13 protein-coding genes and 3 pseudogenes are annotated in these 17,297 nt (G+C 65.2%); 6 read left to right on the forward strand and 10 right to left on the reverse strand.

What is annotated here, in order from left to right; translation table 11 throughout:
- Nucleotides 1–1,078 (reverse strand): annotated as a pseudogene (locus tag VET27_RS20650) (ankyrin repeat domain-containing protein); the annotation flags it as partial.
- Between the two features lie 1,540 nt (nt 1,079–2,618).
- Here VET27_RS20650 and relB point away from each other — a divergent pair.
- Together relB and VET27_RS20660 are read left to right on the forward strand one after the other, a co-directional pair.
- Entirely contained in the window at nt 2,619–2,939 is a 321-nt protein-coding gene (gene relB / locus VET27_RS20655) for a type II toxin-antitoxin system RelB family anti-toxin (RefSeq protein ID WP_526521486.1), read from the forward strand.
- Between the two features lie 2 nt (nt 2,940–2,941).
- Nucleotides 2,942–3,430 carry a hypothetical protein gene (locus VET27_RS20660; protein WP_526521487.1) on the forward strand — a complete coding sequence of 163 codons (489 nt, stop codon included), beginning with the start codon at nt 2,942–2,944 and terminating at the stop codon, nt 3,428–3,430.
- A 91-nt stretch (nt 3,431–3,521) separates the two neighbouring features.
- On the opposite strand, the pseudogene VET27_RS20665 reads toward VET27_RS20660, so the two are convergent.
- Together VET27_RS20665 and VET27_RS20670 are read right to left on the reverse strand one after the other, a co-directional pair.
- Nucleotides 3,522–5,004: pseudogene (locus VET27_RS20665) on the reverse strand (Fis family transcriptional regulator).
- Nucleotides 4,982–5,344 carry a helix-turn-helix domain-containing protein gene (locus VET27_RS20670; protein WP_526521496.1) on the reverse strand — a complete coding sequence of 121 codons (363 nt, stop codon included), beginning with the start codon at nt 5,342–5,344 and terminating at the stop codon, nt 4,982–4,984. Before VET27_RS20670 ends, VET27_RS20665 begins: the two are co-directional and overlap by 23 nt.
- An 87-nt stretch (nt 5,345–5,431) precedes the next feature.
- Here VET27_RS20670 and VET27_RS20675 point away from each other — a divergent pair.
- Nucleotides 5,432–6,163, forward strand: a pseudogene (locus VET27_RS20675) (ACT domain-containing protein); the annotation flags it as partial.
- Between the two features lie 25 nt (nt 6,164–6,188).
- On the opposite strand, the gene VET27_RS20680 reads toward VET27_RS20675, so the two are convergent.
- Together VET27_RS20680 and VET27_RS20685 are read right to left on the reverse strand one after the other, a co-directional pair.
- Complete coding sequence (locus VET27_RS20680; protein ID WP_526521488.1) at nt 6,189–6,416, reverse strand: hypothetical protein; 228 nt, start codon at nt 6,414–6,416, stop codon at nt 6,189–6,191.
- Nucleotides 6,417–6,460: 44 nt separating this feature from the next.
- Nucleotides 6,461–7,609 (reverse strand): C45 family autoproteolytic acyltransferase/hydrolase, encoded by a 1,149-nt coding sequence (locus VET27_RS20685; protein ID WP_526521489.1) that lies wholly within the window; start codon nt 7,607–7,609, stop codon nt 6,461–6,463.
- A 114-nt stretch (nt 7,610–7,723) separates the two neighbouring features.
- Between VET27_RS20685 and VET27_RS20690 the strand changes: the two genes are divergently transcribed.
- Entirely contained in the window at nt 7,724–9,013 is a 1,290-nt protein-coding gene (locus VET27_RS20690; protein WP_526521490.1) for a serine hydrolase domain-containing protein, read from the forward strand.
- Nucleotides 9,014–9,022: 9 nt separating this feature from the next.
- Here VET27_RS20690 and VET27_RS20695 read toward each other — a convergent pair whose 3' ends face one another.
- Complete coding sequence (locus tag VET27_RS20695) at nt 9,023–10,480, reverse strand: biotin carboxylase (protein WP_526521491.1); 1,458 nt, start codon at nt 10,478–10,480, stop codon at nt 9,023–9,025.
- Between the two features lie 95 nt (nt 10,481–10,575).
- Here VET27_RS20695 and VET27_RS20700 point away from each other — a divergent pair, with 95 nt between their 5' ends.
- Nucleotides 10,576–12,504 (forward strand): primary-amine oxidase, encoded by a 1,929-nt coding sequence (locus VET27_RS20700; RefSeq protein WP_526521497.1) that lies wholly within the window; start codon nt 10,576–10,578, stop codon nt 12,502–12,504.
- 16 nt (nt 12,505–12,520) lie between these two features.
- Here the strand turns inward: VET27_RS20700 and VET27_RS20705 are convergent, their stop codons facing one another.
- The gene (locus tag VET27_RS20705) at nt 12,521–14,047 is read right to left on the reverse strand and encodes an amino acid permease (protein WP_526521492.1); all 1,527 of its coding nucleotides are present in this window, start codon (nt 14,045–14,047) and stop codon (nt 12,521–12,523) included.
- Nucleotides 14,048–14,185: 138 nt separating this feature from the next.
- Between VET27_RS20705 and VET27_RS20710 the strand changes: the two genes are divergently transcribed.
- On the forward strand, nt 14,186–15,085 hold the full coding sequence (locus tag VET27_RS20710; RefSeq protein ID WP_526521493.1) for a universal stress protein: 900 nt from the start codon (nt 14,186–14,188) through the stop codon (nt 15,083–15,085).
- Here VET27_RS20710 and VET27_RS20715 read toward each other — a convergent pair whose 3' ends face one another.
- From VET27_RS20715 to VET27_RS20725, 3 genes are all read right to left on the reverse strand, one after another.
- Complete coding sequence (locus VET27_RS20715) at nt 15,086–16,048, reverse strand: peptidylprolyl isomerase (RefSeq protein WP_526521498.1); 963 nt, start codon at nt 16,046–16,048, stop codon at nt 15,086–15,088.
- Nucleotides 16,049–16,086: 38 nt separating this feature from the next.
- Nucleotides 16,087–16,788 carry a SecDF P1 head subdomain-containing protein gene (locus tag VET27_RS20720; protein ID WP_526521494.1) on the reverse strand — a complete coding sequence of 234 codons (702 nt, stop codon included), beginning with the start codon at nt 16,786–16,788 and terminating at the stop codon, nt 16,087–16,089.
- A 96-nt stretch (nt 16,789–16,884) separates the two neighbouring features.
- Entirely contained in the window at nt 16,885–17,172 is a 288-nt protein-coding gene (locus tag VET27_RS20725) for a hypothetical protein (RefSeq protein WP_526521495.1), read from the reverse strand.
- Nucleotides 17,173–17,297 lie beyond the last annotated feature (125 nt).

A 17,297-nucleotide genomic window follows, 5' to 3' on the forward strand; every position in this document is an offset into this window, starting at 1 on the left:
TCGAAGGCCGCGTGGTGCAGTGACGTGGCGCCTTCCTCGTCGCGGGCGTTCGGATCATCGCTTTCGGCCGGCACGACAAGCTTGGCCTGGGTGATGTCGATGCCGTGGCGGGCGAGCAGATCGAGCCGATCGGCGAACCCGTGTTCGGCCGCCCATTCGACTTGGCGCTGCCACATCTGTTCGCGGGTCTCCATGGCCTCGCCCAGACGCCGTTCCCAAGGGCTGGGTCCGGCGTCGGCCAGTCCGTGCGCTAACAGCAGCTCCAGGTGTGTGTCGTCGGGACGAAACATCCGGTTGTAGAGCGTCTGCTGGTCGACGGGGTGCGCGCCCGAGTTCAGCAACAAAGTGGCGAGCGCAGGAGCGAAGGAGTGTCGCGGTTGGCGACGTGGTCCTTGCTCGCCTTCACCGAACACTCCGGTCAACGCGGTGAACGGCGTCGACATCCCGCGCCACAGGTACCCCGCATTCGGGTCTGCACCGGCTTCGAGCAGCATGGTGGCTGCCGTGAGCAACCCGTCTTGGCTCCGTTCCAGGGGAACCCGTGAATAGCACAAGTAGAGGAGCGGCACCCAGCCGAAAGCCCACCTCGGGTGGTCGCGAAACCGGGTTGACTGGCGAGGTGGCGCGACAGTGCGTTGGCGTCGGCGGCGCAGGCGGCGGCCCACCCGTGCTGATCCACCAGGTTGGGATCGGCATCGAGAAGCTGTGCCGCGGCTTGCCAACGTGGCGGCGCGTCGGTGTCGTCGTAGCGCAATGACGACCACGTGCAGAATCGGTCGGCGGGGTCGAGCGTGTTCTCGTCGATGTTGCTCGGATCGACGCTGAGGTCGGCGGCGATCTGGAGGTAGTGCACCAGTGTCGGCCAGCCGGTGAAGCCATAGCTACGGGCCACAGTCAGCTGTGCGTCGTGCAGCGCGAACCGGCTCGGGGCGCTGGTGAGGGCCAAATCAGGACGTGGATGGTGCTGGCGGACGGTCTCCAGCACATCTGGATCGTTCGCGTCCACTCCGCGCTGAAGTCTGCGTGCGTCGCTACGAAGCCGGTCGATCGAGGGATTATCGGGCAGGGTGCTGGCCATGACGGCCTCCTCTCATGCGCCCGGTGTCCGCAAGATCGGGCAGAGAAGAGGTCGGTTATCAACTAAATATCACCGGCAGGGAGGCTGAGCCCCTTCGAGCGGACATCGGGCGGTCCTGCACGCCCAAGCGAAAGACTACCAGCCGCACGATGAATTCTGCTGCCGCGATAGTGACCATCGTCTGCCCAGTCGTGTGCGAGGACGGCCTCGTCCCTCACCGACGTTCCATCGGGCCAGCGAGTACCCTCGGTGAGTTTCTCAATCATTCTGTGGCACAGTAGAATCGGCACTATTAACTGGCGCCGGCGCGTCCCGATGAGGTGCGAGCTGGATCGGTAATTGAGTGACACCCGACGCGATGATCCGATCTCAGGTCTGGTGTCGCACTTCTGTCGCGACATGAAGGTAGAGCGGCTACTCGGCGGCGTTGTAGGTGGTTCGGGCCTGGGTCAGTTCGAGTCACGCCGCTGCAGCGCCGGCACGCGGGCTGGTCGTCGATGATGCCTTGCAGTCCGCATTGATGCCCGCAGGCGCAGATCCCGGTGATGCGTTTGGGCCAGGTCAACCGCCTGCGGTGGCACAGAACCGTCACACTGCATTCGAAGGACGTCGCCACTGGTCGCAGCACAGGCCAGACCACACCCGGCGAAGATCAACCAGTGCTACTCGACGTCGCCCTCCTCGACTGACGCCTGCGCGCGCCGCTGGGTCGCTTCGATCAACCAGGTGCATACTGCAGACGTCCGGTGGAGGCACCTCCGAATGCACGGCATGCGGCCCCTCCAGGTCGGTACCGGCCCGCAGCAACGCGTAGCAGTTTCGCTCGGGGTTCACGCCGCACCGTAGGTGTCGATTCAAGCGCGCTGGTGGACTCAGGACCACGCGCCGTTAGGCCCCTGTGCCAGAAGGCCATTGGCCCATTTCATGGATAATGATGACTTATCCATGAAATGGCGTTGGAACCTGCTGTAGGACAGCATGTTTAAGGTATCCGCAGCAGGCTGCAGAAACGTCACCGTGACGAATTGGCGGCGTTGTGCTGCTGACGCCAGACTGGCGATGCCCACCACCGGGTGGCCGCAGCTACGCTGCAAAGCTGTCTGAAGTCTGGCGGCAGGAAGGGTGAGACGAAGCGCTGTGGGCGAAGAAGGAATGAGAAGAGCCCATATGGATCAATAGAGGCACTGGTCGTCGCGGTCGGCAATGAAATACTTTGTAGCACAGTGCAACTCGCAATGGTTAACTGGTAGCAGTGCGTGTTCAGGAGGTGCGAGTTCACGGCGCAGTCCTAATGGCTCACCAGGCTGGCAGCCTCAGGTGAGTGGTCTGCCTCAACCGGTCTTCGCCGCCCGCGAATGGTGTGAGTTGAGAGTTGCTGACACCGCTCCTGCCACCGGAGGGTCACGGCGTTGTTGCGATGGATCTGCCTCGTGATCATCAGGTCGTGGTCGGTGTCGATTTCCCAGATCCGGTCGACGATGTGGTAGCGATCCAGCGATTCACCCTGGCAGCTGTATAACAAATCTGTTATATTGGGTTCATGGGTTCGTACGGTGGAGATCTCATCCGCGAAGCGCGTCGCCGCGCCGGCCTGACGCAGCAGGAACTCGCTTCGCGTGCAGACACCGCCCAGCCCGCGATCGCACGGTGGGAGTCCGGCCGCACGGCGGTCAGCCTCGACGATGTGATCCGGCTTGTCCGGCTGTGCGGACTCGATCTCGACATGAATGTCGTGGTTCGCGACGATAGCGATGTCGCCCAAGCCGCGCGTTTGGCTGACATGACTGGCCAAGCGCGCCTTGACCGTCATGCCCGGGTCACCAAGCAGCTCAGGAAGATTCGCGCGGTGGGTAGCGCCTGATCATGGAACTCGATCTCGCGCGTTTGTTCGAGGTGCTGCACCGCCATGAGGTGGTCTATGTGCTGATCGGCGGTCTGGCGGCCGTGTTCCACGGGTCGCCGTTCCCGACGGAAGATGCCGACATCACTCCCCAGAATGACCGCCCTAACCTCGACCGGCTTGCGGCCGCGTTGCGCGAGCTCAACGCGAGGATTCGCACCGAGACCGTTCCTGAAGGCCTGCCCTTTGCGTGCGATGCCGAAGGATTGGCCGCGGCGCAGACGTGGAATCTGCAAACTGATGCTGGCGATCTCGACGTCGCCTTCCAGCCCTCCGGTACACACGGCTACTCGGACCTGCGTCGCGACGCGACGGCCGCTCAGCTGTACAACGTCACTGTGCATGTCGCGTCGCTGAGCGACGTCGTCCGGTCCAAGGCGGCGGCTGACCGGCCGAAGGACCGTCGGGCCCTGCCTGCTCTGCGTGAGATTTTGGCTAAGCGCACCGACTGAATTGCGGTGTGGTCCGCCAGTCGATCGCGGCGATTCACACGCATAACACCGGGCCCGAGTAGGGCATTGGCTGGCACGCTCACGCCGTCGCTCATTCCATACACTCGTCGTCGTCAAGCCGGGTTGCAACGTACCGCGCGTAAGTTGATGCGGCCGCTCGCGCATGAGCTTCCAACGTCTGAGGGCTGTAGCCCAGGGTTTCGGCCAGGATGGCGATCGGTGTGGTTTGCGTGAGTTCATTGAGGGTGCCTAACCGAGCCTCGAGGGTGGCGAGAACGGGCCGTAGGTGGTTGCGGAGATGCGTTGGCGTGACGTGCATGCCGGGGCGGTAGCCGCGAAATGCCCAGGGCGAGTTGGGATGTGCCGCGGTTTGGTTGTTGTGGTTGCTTGCGGCCAGCGCGCGAACGGGTTCATCGAGGGGTGGCGGGAGATCGATCGGCAAGCCAGCCAGATTGATGGTCACCGTGTCGGCGCTGATCGTGACTTGGTCCCAGGTGAGAGGTGAGAGCGGCGATGTCTTCTGCGCGTTGGGCGAAGACGATCATCAGGATGGCGGCCAAGCGGTCGCGGGGATGAAGAGTCTGCTGGTGAGCGACCTTCTCGATGACGGCGTTCTGTTGTTCGACCGGCATCCGCCGGGCGCCTCCTCGGCGGTGCGGTGTCACTTCGAGATCGGAAGGAATGAGCCTGGCCTTGATGGCCCACCTGATGAAACGGATGATGTGCCCACGGGTGGTGGGACCGGTCGATTGCCACAGATCGATGTGGGCCTGGGTCAGCTGCTCAACGGTGATGCCGTGCTCGGCGGTCAGCCAGTTGCAGAACTCGATCGTGACGGTGACGGCCTGTTTGGCACGCAGGAACGCCGAGTCGGAGACTGGGTTCATCGAGCGGAGCCGTTTCTCGAGGTTCCATCGGATGAACCTGGCGACAAGTTTTCGGTGTTCGTCGGTGGTGATGCGTTGTTGGGCTGTGACCACCCAGGATTGGAACCTCGCCAGCCTCTCGTCACGTGACGTAAGGGCGCCGTGCTCGACGAGAAGGCTGCGCACGTAGTTAGTCGTGCGGCCTGGCGGCAGTTGGTCAAGCACATTATGGGTGAGGGTTGGGTGGCGGGCCAGCTCGCGCAGCACGTGCTGGACGTGGGTTTGGCGGATCCAGGTGAGACCGCTGTTGGGGCGGTCCATCTCAGCGAGTGCATCGACGATTAGTTGCAGCTGCGGGGCGATCACGCCGGCGTCGGGGTTGGTGAGCAACCGCTGGGCGGTGGCACGGAGCCCGCACCGTTGGCATTGGCCGCCGCTGTAGAGTTCGGCCTCGTCGCCGCAGCTGATGCAGTCGACATTGAGCCTGACGCCGCTACAGCGCCGGCATGCGGGCCGGTCCTCGATGAGGCCGGGCAGCACGCCTTGGTGGCCGCACGCGCAGATCCCGATGGTTCGTTTGGCGGCCTGGTAGCAGTATCCGCAGATCGATCCGTCCGGCCAGGTAGCCACCAGTTCGTAGTGCCCGCGGCATCGGGTGCATCCGATCGGCCAGCGTTGTGGGTCCTCAGGTTTGCGGGGGCGGGCCATCGTCGTCCTGGACGATTCGAATCCGTTTGGCGACGGGGTTGCCGGGCGCTATTCCCAAGTCCCGTGGGCGTGGCGCGTTCGCCGAGGCGGCGGCCTGCATCTCGACGTAGGGCTCGAACAGATCGTTGGGCGAGCAGTCGAAGATGTCGCAGAGCGCGGCGAAGGTACGCGACGGAATACGTTGGGGTTCACCGGTGACGAGGCGGTAGACCTGCGCATCGGAGAGATTGATTCCTCTCGAGCACAGTAATGGCCGCAGCTCAGTGGACTTCCACAGATTGTGGGCCGCCATCACGCGCCGCAGATGCCAATGAAAACCGATACGGCGCTGTTCAGCCACCGGAATCATCCGTCCGGATGCGGCGAGCAATCATTTGCTGTACCACTCGTTGCTTGAAGTCCGAGCCCACAGGAGCGTCGCGAGTAAGCTCTGGAGGCAGGCAAGGACGCGATCGCTCGAGAGGTGCGTCGCGGCGGACTTCCGTTGCAGCGCTTGATGACCGGTGATTCCATGGGGGCGCTGGCGCGGGAGCTGCGCTACGTCGACGTCTCCGCGCTCTACACCGCCGTCGGCGAAGGCCATGTGTCGGCCCGACACGTCGTGCAGCGGTTGGTCGCGCAACTCGGGGGCGACGACGAGGCCGCCGACGAACTCGCGGAGCGGTCGACTCCTGCGACCATGCCGATGCGCCAGCGCAGCACCGACGACGTGGGTGTCGCGGTGCCCGGGGCGCCGGGTGTGCTGACGAAGCTCGCCAAGTGCTGCACCCCGGTACCCGGTGACATCATCATGGGTTTCGTGACGCGCGGCGGGGGAGTCAGCGTGCACCGCACGGACTGCACGAACGCCAATTCGCTGGAACAGCAATCGGAACGGATCATCGACGTGCAGTGGGCGCCGTCCCCGTCGTCGGTGTTCCTGGTCGCGATCCAGGTGGAGGCCCTCGACCGCCACCGGCTGCTCTCCGATGTCACCCGGGTGCTGGCCGACGAGAAGGTCAACATCTTGTCGGCATCGGTCACGACGTCCAACGACCGCGTGGCGATCAGCCGGTTCACCTTCGAAATGGGCGACCCCAAGCACCTCGGCCACGTGCTCAATGTGGTGCGCAACGTCGAAGGCGTCTATGACGTCTACCGCGTCACCTCCGCCGCCTGACTCGGCTGGCTGCGGCGGGGAGGAGTCAATGGTGCCATCTCTCCCAGGCGGCCTGTTTCGTGGTGCCGGCGAGACCAGCAACGCTGCTCCAGGACTGGGCTTCAGCCAGGGTGCGGGCTGAGGTTCCCAGGCATTCGCCGACGTAGCGACTGAGACCGAGCAAGGTTTCGAAGGCGATCGGGTCGGTGCTGTTGGCAAGTGCATCCAGCAGGGTGCGGGCTTCGGCCGCAATGTCGGTTGGTTCTCGACTCACGGAGTCAGTATGGCCGGGATCTGGTGTCAAAGGTCAGAGCTGGGTCATGGGACCAGTGCCACCGTGCGTACACCGTCAGGGTCGTTGAAGGTTCGCGTCCATGACGTCTCGGGCCAATGCCACGTGGCGGTTCCGGCTGCGGGCTGATAGTTGGCGGTGTAGAGAGTGCCGAAGCCGATGTCGAATTCGTCGTTGCACAACGGTGGCTGCAGCATCGCCGCGACGAGGTGCTCGCCCGATGTACGGTCGGCTCGCAGCTGGTCCAATAGCGTGAGTCGCCCAACGCTGTTGAATCGAGCGGCGGTGGCGGGGTATTCGACGTGATCGAGCCGGTGGTTGGTCGTGGCCTCGAGTCGGCTCACGATGGCAGGCTGCTCCGGGGCGACGAAAACCGTAGCGTGACTGCCAGTGGTGTCGACCAACGCCACGTTGTAGGACTGCGCAACGGGAATCCGCCGAAGAACGCTGACTCCTTGTTCGACGGTGGCACAGGACTCCAACACATAGCGCAACACGATGGGAATCCCGAAGCCCTCACCGCCGCCCGGTCGGCCACCGAAGGTCAGCGAGACAGCCAGCCCGTCCTCGTTCATCCCGTCCAGCAGACCCCAGAGCATGTCGCTCGTTCCCAGCACCCGGCGCTGTCCCGAGTAGTTGGTGGACGCGATGACGCCTTCAAAGAGCGCCTGGTCGTAGTCGTAATTTCGGATCAAGATCGGCTGCTCGCCAGGGATCACAACCTGGGAACAACCGACGCTGAAAGCCGGAAGCCCCCACATCGACAGCATGCGGGCCGCGACCGGGTCATCACCGGTCAGGTGACAGAGCCTTTCCCAGGTAGGTATCAGCTCAGGGAGGTGTCGGGTAAGCGCGCGCCGGCATTCGTCCAGAGAGGGTCGGGCGGCCAGCCCTTCCCGGGCATACCAGCGCCGGTAGGCCGGCCAGGTCGCCGCGTAAAGCGCCTGCCAACGGGGGCCTGGCCTGGTCTCCCGGTAGGCGTGGAGGGTCAGGATGCGACTGGTCTCACTGGCAGGTCCGGCCGCTGAGCCTCTCGCGATGGCCGCAGCCGATTCCACCATCGAGTGTCGCTTGTCCACCGAGGCCCAGTGCAGGCCGTAGTCGAGCCACTCCTGCCAATGAGCACCAGGAGAGGGGAGAAGCGGGGACGCGAGTTCGGTCAGAAGTGCGCTCATGCGTCAAGACTATCTTGACGTTTGAAAATCCGTCAAGATGGTCTTGACGATGTGGACGGGGTTTTGCCGTAGCTGCGGCGACGAGGCCGGTGGGGCACCGGTAGGGTCGTGGCCATGTCGGATGTGCCACTGATGTCCGGTTTTCCCCCGGATCAGGCAGCGCTGGTGACGTTGGCGAACTGGCAGGATGCGCCGTACAACCGTTGGGCGTTTCAGCACCTGCGCGAGGTGATCCCCACCCACCGCATCCCGCGCGGGTCGGGTCCGGTGGCCGCACTGGCGACCGCCGACAACCCCCTGGCGCCCGAGGCCGTCACCGTGCACCGCCTGGAGGGCCGGACATCGACGCTGGCCGAGGTGCTGGCCGAAACCTGGACCGACGCCGTGGTGATCGTGCACGACGGCCGCATCGTGCTGGAGAGCTACGGCAACGGGATGACGGCGCAGACCCCGCACCTGATGATGTCGGTGACGAAGTCGGTCGTCGGCTGTGTCACCGGAATCCTGGCCGATCAGGGGCTGCTCGACCCCGACGAGCAGGTGAGCACCTATGCGCCCGAGGTCGCCGGCTCCGGCTACGGCGGCGCGACGGTGCGCGATCTGCTCGACATGCGTACCGGAGTCGTGTTCAGCGAGGAGTACACCGACCCGCAGGCCGAGGTCCGGGTCATGGAGCGCTACATGGGGTGGCGGCCGGGCACCGACACCGACGAGCTCCGGGGGATGTACGCCTATCTGGCCACACTGGCGGTCGGCACCGCGCACGGTGGGCCGTTTGTGTACCGCTCGGCCGACACCGACATGCTGGGCTGGGTGTGCGAACGCGCCGCGGGCACGCGGATGGCCGAGCTGATCTCGACGTTGATCTGGCAGCCGATGGGCGCCGAGTTCGACGCCGACATCACCTGCGACGCAGTCGGTTCCGCGATACACGACGGCGGAATGTCGGCGCATGCCCGGGATCTGGCGCGGTTCGGGCAGCTGCTGCTCGACGACGGGGTCGTCGGGGGGAAATCCGTGGTGCCCAAGCAGTGGCTGACCCAGGCCCGCACCATCGACCCGGATCTCCGGGCGGCGTTCGTGTCCTCGGACTCGGAGCCGTTCCTCACCGGCGGCTGGTACCGCAACCAGTTCTGGTTCACGCCCGGGGTGCTCGGGGATCTGCACCTGTGTCTGGGCATCCACGGACAGATGGTGCTGGTGGACCGGGCGACGCGCACCGTGTCGGTGAAGTTCTCGACGTGGCCGGCCGCCCAGAATCCGGTTTACCTGCTCGACACCATCCGCGGGTTCGTGGCCGCGGGGCAGCACGCGGCCGGGCTGACTGAGCGTGTCCCGAAGCACCGGCGCCGCAAAACCGGACCGGTCGGCATCGTCGAGGGCCGCGAGCGCGGGCACAGCTGAGGCGAGCGGCTACTTCACCCAGCCGATGGGTGTCACACTCGGGGGTTCGGGCAGCGGCTCGCTCACATACATCGAGCGGATCCCGTCGATGTAGCTGCGGCAGCGCTGCGTCAGTCCATCGTCCGTCTGCATCCGGCCCTTGGTCACCAGGATCCCCAGGTCCGCACCCTTGAACCGGTAGTCCCCGGGTCCGTACACGCGAAGGAAGAAGCACTCGTCCTCGTGCGTGACGTCGTGCCAGTCGTTGGTGACGCCGACGAAGTTCAGGCTGCCGTCCTCCGCCAACCGGTAGCGACCCGTCGCCGGAGCGGCAAGGAGGCGTTCTACGGCGTCGTTCGGCTCCTTCATGATGAGCTGGGCCCACACGTCGACCGCGGCGAGTTCGCGCCACCGCTCGTTGATCTCCTCGACGTCGACGACGTAGTCGACGTCCATGAACTCCAGCAGGTGGAACAGGAACAATGGGATGTCGGAGTAGGCGCCGGCGGTGACGTTGGTGATCGACGAGGCCCCGGAGATGCGCGGGTTCAGCTCGCCCAGGTACACCTCGTCGGAGTCGAGGTCGACAAGGACATCGACCTCGAAGAAGCCCTTATAACCCTCTTGGCGCAGCCGGTCACCCAATCGCTGGACGTGGCGGATCGCGATGGCGCGGTGAATCTCTGAAAGTGCTTCGGGGAAAAGGTCGTTGCCGCACCAGCCGCCGCGGTACGGCGTGAGTTCGGGATAGCCGGTGAGGTCGGTCATGAACGGCCCGACCACCGTGCCGTGCTTGGTGTTGACCGCTTCCACCGCGACGGCGTGGTTGTTGATCCGCTTCATGATCTTCAGGTCCTCGCCGACGATGTTCTCGCTGTCGCGGTCCCACTCGGCCTCGGAGGTGATGAAGAACGTGGTCTTGCCGGAGTCGCCGTACGGTGTCTGCACCACCAGGTCGGAGCCCAGGCCGGCGTCGGTCGCCAGTGCAGAGAGCTCCTCGTAGCTGTCGGCGCGCCCCAGCACGTTGGGCACCGACGGCGCGCCGGCCTCCTCGCCCAGTTTCGTGGTGACGATCTTGGAGTCGAGATGGCGGCGCAGCGAGTCCGGCGGCAGGATCAGGTTGTAGTCGAATTCGCGACAGATCTCCTCGGTCTCCTCGTCGAAGAACACCATCGCGACCATCGGTCGGAGGCCGCGCGCCGCGCAACGTGCCTCCATGAACTTCTGCACCTCGGCGTCGCGCAGCAGGTAATTGTTGATCTCCTCGCTGCTCTCGAACTCCACATACGGCTTGCTGGACGGGGTGAAGACCCGCGGATGGGCGGAGTCCCACGAGTCGTAATAGACGACGTACTCGACGCCGCGGACCCAGCGGTCGATTCCGAGCAGGTTGAACGCCGTCGGGCCGATGAAGAAGATCGGCTGTTCGTTCGTCCGGAAGAACGTGCGGATCTCCGAGATCCCCTTCAGTCCTCGGGATCCGAACACTCTGGTTATCAAGCTCGGTCGGTCATTCACATTTGCCTCCGGCGAATTGTCCCATGACGAACACAAACTGGCCGGAAAACGATTGACTAGACCTGATAACCGAGGAGGTAGCAATGGCTGAGCATCCGCTGGAACCGTTGACCGCGGAGGAATTCCGGCAGACGGCCGCGCTCCTGCGAAGCGCAGGGCACGTGGGGGACGGATTTCGCTTCACCTCGATCGAGTTGAAGGAGCCACCCAAGGCCGACGTGAAGGCGTGGCGACCCGGGCAACCGGTGAGGCGGACGTCGTTCGCGGTGGTCCTGGACCGCACCGAGAACAAGACCTACGAGGCCACGGTCGACCTGACCGACGACACGGTTGTGTCCTTCGAGTACATCCCCTGCGTCACACCGAATTTCACCGTCGACGAGTTCCATGATGTCGACGAGGCGATGCGCGTCCACCCCGAGGTCATCGCCGCGCTCGCCGAGCGCGGGTTCACCGACATGAGCCTGATCCTCATCGACGTGTGGACCTACGGTAAGGCGCTGATGCCGGAGGAGCACAAGCATCGCCGCCTCGGCTGGTGCGACCTCTGGGCCCGTGAAACCCCCGAGGGCAACCCGTACGGACATCCGGTCTCCGGCCTGAAATTGCTGGTCGACGTCAACACGCTCGAGCTGCTCGAGATCGAGAAGCACCATGACTACGGCCATCCCGAGGTGGACTCCGAGTACATTCCCTCGGTTCGGGGCACCCAGGTGCGCACCGACCTCAAACCGCTGCACATCACCCAGCCCCAGGGCACGTCCTTCACCCTCGAGGGCACCGAACTCAAGTGGCAGAACTGGACCATGAGGCTCGGCTTCAACTACCGCGAGGGACCCGTCCTCTACCAGGTGGCGTTCGACGACCGCGGCACCAAACGTGAGGTCGCCTATCGAATGTCGTTGGCCGAGATGGTCGTTCCCTACCGTGACCCGACCTTCGACCACTACCGCCGCACCGCGTACGACATCGGTGAGTGGGGGCTGGGTTTCATGACCACCTCGCTGGAGCTGGGCTGCGACTGTCTGGGCGAGATCGTGTACGTCGATGTCACACTGCCCGACACCAAGGGCGAGCCGTACACCGTCAAGAACGCGATCTGCCTGCACGAGGAGGACAACGCGGTGCTGTGGAAGCACGTCGACCACAAGACCGGTGCGGAGGTCCGCAGGCAGCGCCGGATGGTCATCTCGTGCCACGCGACGGTGGCCAACTACGAGTACCTCGTCTACTGGCGCTTCTACCAGGACGGGAACATCGAGTGCGAGATCCGGGCCACCGGAATCATGGTCACGACACCGTTCCCCGAGGGTGAGGAGCCACCGCCGTACGGCACCGTCGTCGACAAGAACACCTACGCCCCGTTCCACCAGCACTTCCTGGTGGCCCGCCTCGACCTCGACGTCGACGGTGACCAGAACACCGTGATGGAGGTCGATTCGGTGGTCCCGCCGGTGTCGGCGGAGAACCCCTACGGCTTGGCGCTGGTGACCCGTTCCACGCCGATCACGTCGGAGTCCGAATCCGCGCGCGACTTCGATTGGGCGACTCAGCGGTCGTGGAAGGTGGTCAACCCCAACAAGAACAACAAGCACGGCACGCCGGTGTCCTACAAGCTGGTACCCGGCGCGAGCTTCCCGGTCATGATGGACGCGGCGACACCGCAGTACCTTCGCGCACCCGTCATCGGGCACACCCTGTGGGTTACCAAGAACAGCGCCGACGAGCGGTGGCCGGCCGGGGATTATCCGACCCAGTCCGAGGTCGACGCCGGGATGAGCGAGTGGATCAAAGACGATGCGCCACTGGAGAACACCGACGTGGTGTTGTGGTACGTCTTCGGCATCCACCACATCACCCGGATGGAGGAGTGGCCCATCATGGCCGTGGACACGGTCTCGTTCTGGCTCAAGCCATCCGGTTTCTTCGACCAGAACCCGTCGATCGACGCCCCGCCGACCCCCAAGGGCGAGGCGGGCGTCTGCCACCCGTGAGCCTCGGCGCCGCTGTCTAGTCAACCAGGACCGGAGTGTCCTTGCGTAAGGTTTCACCGCGGAAGAAGGCCGGTTGAACCGCGCGCCAGACGAGCATCAGCACGATCCCGAACAGGATCAGGCCGAGGCCGAGCACCAGAACCAGGCCGACACCGAAAATGCTTGCCCCGCTGCCATAATCGGGTGAAGCGCTGTCTTTGAGCGTGACGGCCAGGACCCCGAACAGGCCAAGCCCGCCGAGCAACGGGAAGAGCAGCTTGAACACGAAGCTCGACGCGCTCGCGAACAGTTCGTTGCGGAAGAACCAGATACAGGCGAACGCGGTCAGCCCGTAGTAGAAGCAGATCATGATGCCCAGCGAGTAGATCGTGTCGGTGAGCACGTTCTCGCTCAGGAAGGTGAGTGCCGAGTAGAACACCCCCGCCACCACCCCCGCGACGACCGTCGCATACGACGGTGTCAGGTACCTCGGGTGGATCGACGCGAACCGCGCGGGGAGAGCCTTGTAGGTCGCCATGCCGAGGATGGTTCGGGAGGTGGGCAGGAACGTCGTGATCAGGCTCGCCGTGCTCGAGGCGAGTACGGCCAGGTACAGGAACAAGTCCCAGGGGCTCCCCAGGACGGGCTCGGCGAGCGCGCCGAAGACGTTGTCGGAGATCTCCTCGTTGCCGAGCCCGAGTCCGTCGCTGCCGACGCCGGCGTACATCTGGGTTGCGGTGGCGACGATGAGGTAGGTCAGCAGGATGGACAGCACCGTCAGCAGGGCGGCTCGTCCGGGCGTCTTCGCCGAACCCTTCGACTCCTCGTTGACGGTCAGGCAGGTGTCCCAGCCCCAGAAGGCGAAGATCGATCCGGACAGTCCGGCGATGAACGCCGACAACGTCAGGCCGGCCGGGCTGAACCAGTCCCAGCTGAAGCCGATCCCGGTTTCGGATGATCCCGATTTCGCGATCGCCATCACCGCGAAGGCCAGCAGCACGATCAGTTGGAACCCGACGAGGATGAACTGCACCTTCTCGGTCGTGGTGATGCCGCGATATGCCACGAGGGTGGCGATCGCCAGGAAGCCGATGCAGGTCAAGACGTTGATTCCGCGGTTCTCCCAAAGGGCACCCAGAGCCTCGTTGTTGAACAGATCGCCGAGGAATTGATAGAAGAACTGGACGGCCACACCGGCGAGGTTCGACAGGACGATCGCGGTGGCCAGGATCGCGGTCCACCCGCCCAGCCAGCCGACATAGGGTCCGAACGCCTTGGTGGTCCACGTGAACGACGTGCCGCAGTCCGGGGCCACCTTGTTCAGTTCGCGATAGGCATAGGCGGCGAAGAACATCGGCAGGAATCCCGCGATGATCACCACCGCCATCTTCGGACCGGCCTGCGAGACCAGAATTCCGATGGTGGCGGTCAGCGCGTACGCGGGCGCGACCGAAGAGATGCCGAGGACGACGCTGCCGAGCACGCCGACGGAGTTGCGCGACAGCCCCTTGTCCTGAAGATCGCTCTCCGCAGCGTGGTGGGGGTCGTGTGCTTCGATGTGCATGTCGACCTCGCCAGGTCTCGTCGGGACGATCAGAGCACCATAACGCCGAAGGGCGTCTCTGGAGACGATGTTTGCGTTGCCTGCCTCGGCGGTCGCATGATTGTCGTGCCGCGGTAGCGGCCAGATCGGAGGCGACCCGTGACCGAGCCAACTCATCCCGAAGCCACAGGGGTGGTGGTCGGCGCAGACGGATCAGATCACGGCAGGTCAGCTCTCGAGTGGGCCGCCGACACCGCGGTCGCCTACGAACTGCCCATGACGGTGCTGTTCGCCCGCCCGGACGCGACCGGAGTCCCCGAGTGGGTCAGCCGGCCCACCGGTGTCCTCGCCGACTCGGTAGCGCTGGCCAGGACTCGTCATCCCGGCCTCGAGGTCGGCGCCTTGCAGATGCCCGATTCGCCGGTGAGGTCGCTGTTGGCCGCCGGCGAGACAGCCGACGTCCTGGTGCTCGGCTCGCGTGGTATCGAGGGTTTCCGCGGGCTTCTTCTGGGCTCGACGACGATGCACGTCGCGCCCTACGCGAAGTGCCCGGTGGTGGTGGTCCACTCGGGCTTGGAGGGCGGGCCGGAATTCGAAGGGGGAGAGGGAAACCCCGGCCAGGTCGTGCTCGGCTACGACGGCTCGCCCGCCGCCAACCGGGGGGCGGCTTTCGCTTTCCGGCACGCGGCGGCTAAGGGTTGCGGTGTCGTCGTGGTCGGTGTCGAACCGGGCCGCGGCGAGCCGGAGTCGCACGGGGTGGACCCCACGAAGTCTGCGCCGGGTTCGGATACGGGCGCTTTTCATTCGCCGGTCATCGTCACCGCCGAGTCCTTCCCCGATGTTCCGGTCTCCTTTGTCGCGGGCACGGGTCGGCCGGCCGAGGTCCTCCTCTCGGAGTCGATCGGCGCTGAGTTGCTCGTGGTCGGCAGCCGCGGTCTCGGTGGTTTTTCCGGGCTCGTGATGGGCTCGGTGGGCCAGAAGGTCGTCGCTCATGCCCGGTGTCCCGTCGCCGTGCTGCACCCGGGTATCGCGGCGAAAACCGCAGCCGGACTCGGCTGATCAACCGACGCGGACGGACTCGATCGTCACCTCGGCCACCGGCTCTCCGTCCGGCACGCTGCCCACCACGCCGGCAGCAGCGATGTTGTCAAGCGCCGCAAGCCCTTCGGCGTCGATCGTGCCGAACGCCGTGTACGTAGGGGGAAGTATGGTGTCCTCGTACATCAGGAAGAACTGGCTGCCGTTGGTGCCGGGCCCCGAATTCGCCATCGCCAGCGTCCCTCTGGGGTACAGCACCGGCGTCGTCATCGCCGGGTCGCTGAGCCGGTATTGATTGCTGGGGTACTCGTTGGGGAAGAGGTAGCCGGGGCCGCCGGTGCCCGTGGCGGTCGGGTCGCCGCACTGCAGGACGTGCAGTTCGGCGCCGACGGTGAGGCGATGGCAGCGGGTGTCGTTGAAGTATCCCTGCTCGGCGAGGCTGGTGAAGTTCTTCACCGTGCACGGCGCCTTCTCGTTGTCCAGCACCAGGCCGATGTCGCCGCGGTTGGTGACGAGCCCGGCCGGGATCGATTCGGGAGTGGTAGGAGTCCTGCCCATCTGCGGCGGGTTCACCGGCCTGCTGGGTGCCTCGATGGTCGCCGGATACTGGCAGTTCGATCCCAGCGTCGCCGGCGGCTCGAACGGCGGAAGCGGTTGCTCGATCGACGGGACCTGGTCGGTCGGGGAGGCGGTGTAGTCACCGTCGAAGTCGAAATGATCGACGCTGTTGGCCACCACCACCAACAACACCAGGCCGAACACCACCACGACGACGGCGATCAGCGTCACCAGATAGCCGATCACCAGCCCGGCGATCGCCAGCCCGCGTCCCTCCTCGCCCGTCTTCTTGATCTCCGACAGGGACATGTGCCCGAACAGGATGCCCAACGGCGCGAACAGGAACGAGCACACCAGGGAGGCGATCGCCAGGGTGTTGGTCTTCGGCGGCGGGGGATAGCCGTTCGGGTATCCGTATCCGTACATGCCGGGCGGTGGGTATTCGCCGTATCGCTGAGGGTCGGTCACGAGGTTCCCTGCCTCCGGTGAGACGACGCGGAGGCCACGATGGCGCCGACGACCGCGAGCGCGAGCACGCCTCCGCCGGCGACGAGCCCGATGCGTAGCGGACTCGAACCCGGAGTGCCCGCAAGTGTTGCGCCCGTTGATGATTCGAAGGTGAGCGCCAGCGGCAGCCTGCCGGCTTGCAATGCGGCCGCCAGGTCACCGGCCGACTCGGCGGTGAAGTCACCGGCAATGGTGAGGCGACCGTCGGCGATCGGCTCCCGGATCACCGAGGTGCCGATGACGCGCGTATCGAGTGTGTAGGCGATCTGGTCGCCGGCATAAATCTTGGTGATGCGGGCCAACTCGGCCGCGCCATCGGAGTCGAACTCGACGTCGACGGCGTACCCACGGTTCTGATCGCCCTCCACGGCGGAGGCGTGGCGGACGTGTTCGCCGCTCGCGATCGACTTGTCGAGCAGGTACACCGCCGCGCCGTCCTCGGAGCAGGTCACCAGCGGCAGGGCTGGGTCGTCATTTCCTGCCAGTTCGTCCTCGTCGTTGCAGCGGGTCGCCTGGAACTGCATCGCCAAGATCTGTATGGACTCGTCAGTGCTCTGGCGTAATTCCTTCTCGTCCGCCGGCCGCTGTCCCGGGTCGTTCGCGGTTGGGGGTGTTGTGGGTCCTGGGTCGGGCTGTTGCGGCGATTCGGCGGGAATCATCTGCCGGACCGGACGCGCGTCGAACTGCACTCCCTCGCCGGTGATGTCGTCGACACCGTCGCCGTCACCGGGGGTCGTGACGGTCAGGGTGTCGCCCTAAAGCGAGACCACGGCACCCGCGATGCCGAGCCCAGCCATCCGGCGGCTTAGCACTGACTGCGTCTGCGTGAGTTGATCGGGCGTCGGCGGTGAACCGTCAGGCGCCTGCGCCGTGAACGTGGTCGCTGTCCCCGCCCGTTCGCCGCTGCCCGCCCAGTGGTCTCTGGTCAGGAATACCGCCAGGACGTACGCGGCCACGACGACCGCCAGCACCGCCACCACCACCCATTGCACCGCCGGGGACGGACCCTTCGGGCGGGGCGGAGCAAACGGTTCGTCGATCACGGCGAAGCTCGTCTGGGCATGGCAGAACTGTAGGTCGTTCGACGCCGGAGCGTCTCGGTGTCAGTCCAGCGCGATCGACTTGACGTTGACGTCCAGCTTCGGCGCGCCGTCCGGTCCACCGTCGA

Source organism: Mycobacterium sp. (genome assembly GCF_035633495.1).
In the GTDB taxonomy this organism is placed as follows: domain Bacteria; phylum Actinomycetota; class Actinomycetes; order Mycobacteriales; family Mycobacteriaceae; genus Mycobacterium.